Annotated in this window: 4 protein-coding genes; all 4 read right to left on the bottom strand. The window is 34.7% G+C overall.

Annotation, left to right across the window (positions count from 1 at the left end; all coding sequences use genetic code 11):
- Nucleotides 1–219: 219 nt before the first annotated feature.
- Complete coding sequence (locus DKT72_RS07090; protein WP_111308037.1) at nucleotides 220–1,086, bottom strand: glycerophosphodiester phosphodiesterase family protein; 867 nt, start codon at nucleotides 1,084–1,086, stop codon at nucleotides 220–222.
- A gap of 64 nt (nucleotides 1,087–1,150) precedes the next feature.
- Complete coding sequence (locus tag DKT72_RS07085; RefSeq protein ID WP_111308036.1) at nucleotides 1,151–2,569, bottom strand: purple acid phosphatase family protein; 1,419 nt, start codon at nucleotides 2,567–2,569, stop codon at nucleotides 1,151–1,153.
- A 77-nt stretch (nucleotides 2,570–2,646) separates the two neighbouring features.
- Complete coding sequence (locus tag DKT72_RS07080) at nucleotides 2,647–4,428, bottom strand: purple acid phosphatase family protein (protein ID WP_220628092.1); 1,782 nt, start codon at nucleotides 4,426–4,428, stop codon at nucleotides 2,647–2,649.
- Nucleotides 4,429–5,196: 768 nt separating this feature from the next.
- Nucleotides 5,197–6,306: a Fic family protein gene (locus DKT72_RS07075; protein ID WP_111308034.1), complete on the bottom strand. Its 1,110-nt coding sequence runs from the start codon at nucleotides 6,304–6,306 to the stop codon at nucleotides 5,197–5,199.
- Between the last annotated feature and the right edge of the window lie 265 nt (nucleotides 6,307–6,571).

The raw sequence follows: 6,571 nt of genomic DNA, 5'->3' as shown, positions 1-6,571 counted from the left end.
ATTTTTATGGATGTAGGTTCGGCATCTTGTAAATAGGGTTTTACTACAAAGCTATTATTTTGCTCTTGGGCAAAGAGTTGAGAAATTGCTATAAGATTGATTAGAATAAATCTCTGCATTGTTTTTTTCATATTTACTTATTTTATTGAATGATTTCTTATAATTGTTATTATTTTAACTTCAATCACTGATGGTTTTAAGCACCTATCCTTGGATAGCCTACCTATGCAATCCTTTTTCTCTGAGGTAACTTAATAATGCTTCAGGAAAATCTGTTTGGATCATATTCATTTGCTTCTTCTGAAGCAGTACATCAAAGCCTGAATCTCTTTTTGTTTTTTCCATGTCATCATATTTTCCCAAGGCGTTCATCCAAACGCGTTTTCCGCTACTACGAATTTGTTTCATCAACGTATCTGAATAACAATCATCATCACCATGAATTGCACATGATGGTTCCTTCATTTTCAATATGTTACCTACGTCTTCCGCAGTATATGCGCGAACAAGAAATTGTAGCTTATTATTCATCTTGTACAATGGTATTGCATCTTTATAATCATATAAAAAAAACAGACATTGTTTCTCAATATTCATATCCCTCAGTAATTTAGTTGTGGATAAAGCGGCTCTCTTCCCATCTGCCTTATAATCTATATCCAGCATAATTTTTCCCTTTACCAATTCAAGTACTTCTTTAAAAGCGGGGATTTTTTCAAGTGTAGGCTTGCCATCATGCAGCAAAAAATAGTCTTGCAATTCTGCGTATGTCATATTTTCTACCTTCCCTTTGCCAGTGGTTGTTCTGTCGATGGTTTTATCGTGAATGCATACCAAAACACCATCTTTTGTTTCTCTTACATCTACTTCAATAATATCAACACCAAGTCTAATGGCTTCACGCATGGCAGGAAGGGAATTTTCTGGATATGAAGTATGTGCAGCACGATGCGCAGCGACCAATACCATTTCTGGTCGGTTATGAAAATCAAATAAAATACTATCTAATTTTGATTGCGATGTGGCTGTAATGCTTTCCGTAGAGGTACCATTTTGTGCCTGTATTCCTGTTATAGAAATCAGCATTACTAAGGCTAAAATTATTTTTTTCAAAATTCAAGGTATTGAGTTATTCTGAATGCTACTATTTTTAATTCTCTTTTATATAGTCCTTTTTTAATCTTATCGGGGTTTTCGGAACTTTATTGATGAGCTGTTTTTTTCCATGTTCATTTTTAATTAAATCAAAGGCATCATACAACGTGCCTATAGGAGTGTAGGCCTCGTATTTAAGGGTATCTTTTTCAACCGTAATAATTTGAAAAAGCTGTGTATATTCCCCTCGTCGAACCATCCAATCTTTGTCTTGTGAATCATACATTTTAGGGCCACTTACCGAAACGGCATAAATAGTACCAGCATCATTTACCATAGTAAGTCCTTTCCCCTCATTGTCCGCATAGCCACGGGCATAAGTATGGTCATGTCCCTGTAAAACCAAGTCCACTTTATACTTATCAATTATAGGTTGAAAAGCCTCTCTTAGTTCTTTATTGTCTCTACCTTTTGCGGTAGAATAAATAGGATAATGCATGGTTATGGCTGTCCATTTTTTGGTATTTGTGCTTAATACAGAATCCAACCATATTACTTGCACCTCACGTGCTTCTTTTATTTCATCGAAAGCTTCTGCATCTATTGAAATTAATTTCATGTCCTGATAATCTAGAGCATAACAGGTTTCAGAAATCACCTCTAACGGCCCATTTTGCGGTAATGTAAACTGAGGTCGCCATAATGCGGAGAGTACGCCCTTTCTATATTCATGGTTTCCAGGAGTCATCATGCTGGGCACTGTGGCGTGAATAAAACTTCCTGCAAAAAACCATTCGCCCCATTCCAAATTGGCATCTCTATCATTAACTAAATCCCCTGCATGCAACATAAAATTTACTTTTGGAAATTTTTGATAAGAGCTTCGTATCACTCTAGACCAAAGCGATTTAATACTATTTTGGGCATCGCCAAAATAAATAAAACTAAAAGTGTCACCTGGTGTAGCACTGGCAGTCGTAAATTGAAACCATTCACTCCAAGCCGCACTTTCTTTTATTCCATTACCAACTCTATAAACATAAGTCGTTTTTGGTTCTAGATTATCTATAATGGCAGAATGATAAACAGCTTTAACTAATGGTTCTTTTGAATTCTGGTTTTCAAAGATTTCATTTTTAGCTTCAATTGTACGGACACCATCAAATAAAAATTCAGGACCATCAGTTGCCAATGCTATTTCTACAACACCAGATGCTATTTGCTGATCTGTTCTCCAATTAACGGCAAAACTATGTGCTGCATCTACCGTTAAATTAGCAATAATCCTATCTGGAACTTGAGATGGAAATATTAATTTATGAGCTACAATTGAATCATACTTAGGATAATGTGAATGCGGATGAACATGCTCATGATCGTCTATATGATTGTGTGAATTTTTGGAATTTTGAGCATTACAACAAAGGATTGTTATAAAAATTAAGAAGGTTAATTTTGTTTTTATTAGCTTCATTATTATTAAGTTATAGGTTTATACGGTAGTGTTTTAATATGAATATCTAAGTGTTATTTCTTCATAAAAGATTTAGGCTAATTCTGATTTTTATCTATTAGTAGTTCATCTACAATGTTGCCTTCTTTGTTATAGGTTGTGTACTTTAATACACGGTCTTTTATTTCCATATGCTGGTAAAATTGGCCATCTTTATATCTTTTTTCTCCATAAGGTTCTTGACCAATATCATCATGATTACCATGCGTCCCAATAGAAACGGCATAAACGGTGCCTTCGTTAAAGGACTTTACAACCTTACCATGATTAATGGGTTTAGAACGCATATAATAATGAATATGCCCCGACATCACCATATCAACATGATAGGTATCAAAAATGCCACACCACTCTTGTTGAATATCCAAATAAGGTTCTTCAAAATTATAAGGAGGAAAATGAAACATCACAAACTTCCAAGTCGCTTTGGTGTTTTTTAATTGTTTCTCAATCCATGCTGTTTGATCTTCATTTGGTTGCGTTGCATCAATCATAAGAAATAAGGCATTTCCGTATTCAAAGGCATAAGTACTTTCTGGATCTACTTTTTCAGGACCATTTTTTGGTAAACTGAATAGTTGGTAGTACATCCAAGCCCCCAAACCATCCTGTCGATCGTGATTACCTGGCACGGTCATTAAAGGTTTATATGAAAATACATCTTTTGAATATCCAAAAAACATATCCCATTCGTCTCTGTAAAGACCTGTAGAAACAATGTCTCCCGCAATTGAATAAAAAGCGATTTCTGGATGGCGCAGATAAGAATCCTGTAACATCTCCGCCCATTTTGGATCTCTATGGGTATCTCCAAACCATATAAACGAAAATTGATTCGTGTTTTTGGCTTCTGTTTTGAAATTCCGAACTTCAGACCATGAATGCGCTATTTCCGAACCGACTCTATAGTCATAAGTAGTATTTGCTTCTAATTGTTTTATTTCTGATGTAAATCGATTGATGTATCGATCATTATACAACATTCTATCTTCCATAACGGATACAGATGCCTTTGCAGAGAGCGTATCAGAGGTGTTTTTTTTCCAATAGTTTACAGTTCCATCATTTATTGCAGTATTAGTCCGCCATTGAATAGCAACAGAATTTGAAGGGTTCTCGCTCCATGTGAGCATGATTTGATCTGGTTTTTTTGAGGAAGGAAATAGTGTTTTCCGGAAAGCATCTTCCACATGTGCTTCTCTTGATCTTCCTCTTACCGTTGTAAAAAGTATTTGGCCTTCAAGCTCTTCTGGTAATTCAGATATTTTTAAATCAGACCAATCATGGTAAGTAAAAGACCCTTTTTCCATTTTTGACAAACCGTATTCTGAAGGATATTGATGGGTTATTTTTAATTCATCACTTTTATTCTTTGCTCCTACTGTAATAAAATAGACCACTCTATTATTGTCAAAACCTGGAATTCCTAAATTTACCCAACCAGGCACAAAGTTTTTTTGCCAGACTTCATATTCATATTCAGTATTTTTTACCTTGTTGGTCGTTTTTTTAAAGCCACTTTCGGCTAACCAAAATGGCACATTAGCTTGATTTACATAGCGCATTAATGAAACCGTCACTGGTACGTTTACCTTAAAATACTGGTACTTTGTGGCTAAAACCGTTTTTTCATTTTTGGTCAAAAAATTGAGCATAAAACCATCATCAATGGAATCGTATTTTTTCGGAGGTACTTTACTGTACAATCTTGTGATAACATTATCCATAACACTTTTTACAGAAGCGTCATGCTTTTGCTGTGCCATCATGGAACAAAAACATATCAAAAAAAGCATGGAGCTTACTAAAAATTTATTCATATACGATATTATTTTTTTGACAATCTGATTAAAAAGCACTTACATATCCCTTTTTGAGATTATATTTTGCTTTTGTTTGTGTTCGATAAATGCGTAAAACTATGGAGATACTAATGAAGTTTCATTAACTTAATGTTAACGAAATGCTAGGAAATCTGCATAGGAATAGCAACACATTGTGGAATAAAAATGCTAAGATTTTTGCTACGTTTTACTTGTTGTTAAATTCTGTTTTAATATCTTATATTGTGCCTTTTTAAATATTTTGCTTTTTCAGCAACTCTCATCAAATACTTATTTAGCTTTTTGATTGCTTTGTTAGTTTATGAGCTTAAGTCGCTATTTTTATTTTGAATATGGAGTTTGGCTTTTATTTTATTCCGAAATTGTTAGGTACATTAAATTTTTAGCAAATTGAAAAAGATTTGTATAGATTTTAATAAAATACACTATAATTTTTAAGATAATTTACCCTGTTTTGAATAGAGCTTAGATATATAAATAATAAGAGGGCATCATTCGGTACGTTGATAATTGTTAACCATAGTACTTACCCTATGAAATAAAAAAAATGATTGTGGATAGTTCCTCTTTATCAATAAATACATTTGCAAATAGCAATGTTATTTTATAATGTATAAAACTGCGGAGAAAATATTCATTTCCATCATGGATTTATAAGACATGTTATGCGAATGTGCTGCAACGGAATTATATTTATAAATCTGGAAATATAATTACAGCCCATAAAAATAAATTTGAAAACAATTAGACCGTTAAATTCACATCATAGTGTGTACTCCGACCACCCCCAAAAGGCATAAAAATTTGTTTCCCAACAAGATCTTGTAAATCCCTTGTCGCCGTAGCCTTTGATGTACTGGTAATGGAAATATACTTTCTAACGGTCATACCACCCTCAAACCCTTTTGGACCTTCCTTGAGCATCCGTCTAATAACCTTTAACTGACGACTATTCAATTGATCTTTAAAATGGTCAAAGAACTTAGCCTTTTTCAGGGTAAACTCGATTTGTTGTTCCGTATGGCGTTGTGCATCTAGGACAGTATTCACAAAATAGATTATCCAAGGACTGATTTGGTTTGACCTCTGAGCCGATTTAAGAGCATCATAATAAGCATTCTTATTAGCCTCTATTGAGATGGAAAGACTTAAAAGTATGGGTCTTTTAATACTTTGGGACAGAGCCTTTTCAGAGATAGCCCTACCGATGCGACCATTACCATCCTCAAAGGGATGTATGGATTCAAAATACAGATGTGCAATAGCGGAGCGAACCATAGGTTTTTTAATCTCATATATGCCACCAGGAGCCGATTCGTTAAACCATTGTATAAAACGTCCCATTTCACTTGGAACACTTTCAGAAGGTGGAGCCTCAAAATGTATACGTTCCTTACCCATGGCGCCTGAAACCACTTGCATAGGTTCTTTATGGGTACGCCAACCACCAACCACCATATTCTCCCGTCCCTTCATCAGCATCCTGTGCCATGAAAAGAGGGTTGCTTCGGTCAAGTCTTCGGAAAAACTGTTTCTAACATCTATCATGAGCTCGGCAATACCTTCCGCATTTTTATCCTTGACCTGTTCAGGATTTTTATTGAACCCAAGGTTATTGCGAATGGAAGACATAACATCCTTTCGGTTTAGATATTCCCCTTCGATTTCTGACGTTTTAATGGCTTCCAAGACCATCATCTCTATCATGGTCTCAAATTGTAGTTCTTTGGACAGTCCCTCTAAATACCCTTTGATACGACCCGTTTTTTCAATAAATTCAAAAAAAGCATCCTCAATATGCTCTAGGTCATATTTAAATTGTGCCCAGTCAGGTTGTTGCCAATTATAGCTCATGAGCCGATTACGATTAATTTACGGCTCAAATATAGCAAAAAAATGAGCCGATTACAAAATTAATCGGCTCATTATCATATTAAACCAGAAAGATAAAACAAAAGGTCTTGTCAAATAAGTTATCTATTAGCGTACTAAGATGTAAAAAATATGCTAGAGAAGGTCTGTTTTCAACAATCACAAAAGACACTATTGACTCATGTAAAATTTATCAAAATGCCCTCTCCTACTTTAACATATTTTAGCCACAAGAACTAGATTCTTC

It is taken from the genome of Confluentibacter sediminis, from assembly GCF_003258355.1.
GTDB classification, from domain to species: domain Bacteria; phylum Bacteroidota; class Bacteroidia; order Flavobacteriales; family Flavobacteriaceae; genus Confluentibacter; species Confluentibacter sediminis.
Note: the sequence above shows the minus strand (reverse complement) of the source record. Positions and strands in the feature narration are given on the sequence as shown.